2 protein-coding genes and 1 pseudogene are annotated in these 1,584 nt (G+C 60.4%); all 3 read right to left on the minus strand.

The features are described 5' to 3' along the window. Positions 1–273: 273 nt before the first annotated feature. Positions 274–584: pseudogene (locus M729_RS01000000136265) on the minus strand (type II toxin-antitoxin system RelE/ParE family toxin). Positions 585–587: 3 nt separating this feature from the next. Further along, positions 588–854 carry a type II toxin-antitoxin system ParD family antitoxin gene (locus M729_RS0130285; RefSeq protein ID WP_027163779.1) on the minus strand — a complete coding sequence of 89 codons (267 nt, stop codon included), beginning with the start codon at positions 852–854 and terminating at the stop codon, positions 588–590. Positions 855–1,181: 327 nt separating this feature from the next. After that, the coding region (locus M729_RS1000000139095) for a hypothetical protein (protein WP_210163524.1) at positions 1,182–1,584 on the minus strand (403 nt) is incomplete at its 5' end.

The raw sequence follows: 1,584 nt of genomic DNA on the forward strand, positions 1-1,584 counted from the left end.
AAACTTCTTCGTCGCCAGCGGCGAGCCGCCCTCGTTCGTGAGGCGTATATAGTCGCCACCAACGACAACTGTCAACACACATCGAGAATGTTTTTTCGATTTCTCGTAGAGATATGCACCGGGCCGAAATTCATGAGTTGGCTTGGCTGAATTGTGGGCGGCGTTCTAGCGCCTACCATCCCTGTGATGCGTCCCGAGCTCGAGGCGCTGATGAGTGCCATCGCACCCGTCGCGCCTCGATGGCTGCAGAGCAATTCTTCACCGAAGCGCCGTTTAGAGCCGGTTCTCGAGCAATTCCGGCGTGATGTTCCGGCCAGCGTAGAAGATGCCCAGGATCAGCACCCGCCCACCCTCGACGGCGAAGGCAATGCTGACGGCGCGGCGATAGCCAACAATCCGCAACCCCGGCATGATCTCGACCCGCTCGGTGCCCCGCTGTGGAAAAGTCGACGGCCGAGACAATGGTCACGGATACCCGCAATGAAATTCCGGGCGATCGCCGGCGACGCACGTCCGGCTAGGTCATCGTAGAGTTGCTCCAGCTCCGACTCCGCCTTGGAGTGGAAGACAATCCGATACTCCATCCCCTACTTGGCTTTCGCCTGCTTGGAGCGATGACGCGCCTCCAGCCGGGAGAAGACCGTGTCGGCAGGGATGCCCTTCATCGGATCCTGCCGGAGTTCAGCCAGGCGCCCTGGTATCTCCTCGCGCAGCCATTTCTCCCGCTCCGCCTCGAAATCCTCGAGCATGCGCAGGCCCGCGCGGACAACCTCGCTGGCATTGTTGTAGCGGCCTGATTCGAGCTGCTTCCTGATGAAGCTCTCGTAGTGGTCATTCAAAGCGTAATTTGGCATTGGCAACCTCCTGCGGGGAGCGATCCCGAATCTGGCGCCGATTCGGCCACGCCTTACCTCGCGTGACTCATCCGCAGAGAATCGCCCTTCGCTTTGATTCGGCATGATCGAGGCATCGCTTCAACGCCCCCAGGCCGCTCGACCAACGGCACTTGCGGCTATTGCGGCGTGACACACCGGCCGCCGGCGCGATCGAGGATTCACATGCAGGTCGATATTCGCGGCCATCAGTCATTGTCATGGTCGAGGGTGGCCACAAAAGCCGGCTGAATAGAACACCACCCCGACCAAATTCATTTCGTATTTGACTGTAATTCATCACCGGCATCACCGATGCCTGGCACGAGGATCGGATGGCTTTGTCTGTTCCGCCTCCGATTCGGTTGATCCGGCCATGGCGGCGGCCTGGCGCTTCACTTGCCAGTCCCCCAAACGCAAACGGCCCGCGGGCTGCGGGCTGTTTTGTTGAGGCTTTGTTTGTTGTCGTACCTTGTCGGCTGAGTCCTCTTTGTGCGCCGAGGACTGCCGCTTGCGGGCACCATTGCCCCTTGAACGTGAACAGCCCGCCGGCTGATGCCAGGCGGGCTGTTGCTTAGTGAAGTTGGGTTTGCGGGACGGGATTTGGTTCTTTTGTCCCGCAGCTTCGGCTTCGCTTTCGGGGGCCTGAGCCTGGGCAGATCGATGGCCACCCCAGCCGCATTCAAAACGGCGCGCGGGCATTTGTGGCTGG

The sequence above is a fragment of the Mesorhizobium sp. WSM1293 genome (assembly GCF_000513875.1).
GTDB lineage: Bacteria > Pseudomonadota > Alphaproteobacteria > Rhizobiales > Rhizobiaceae > Mesorhizobium > Mesorhizobium ciceri.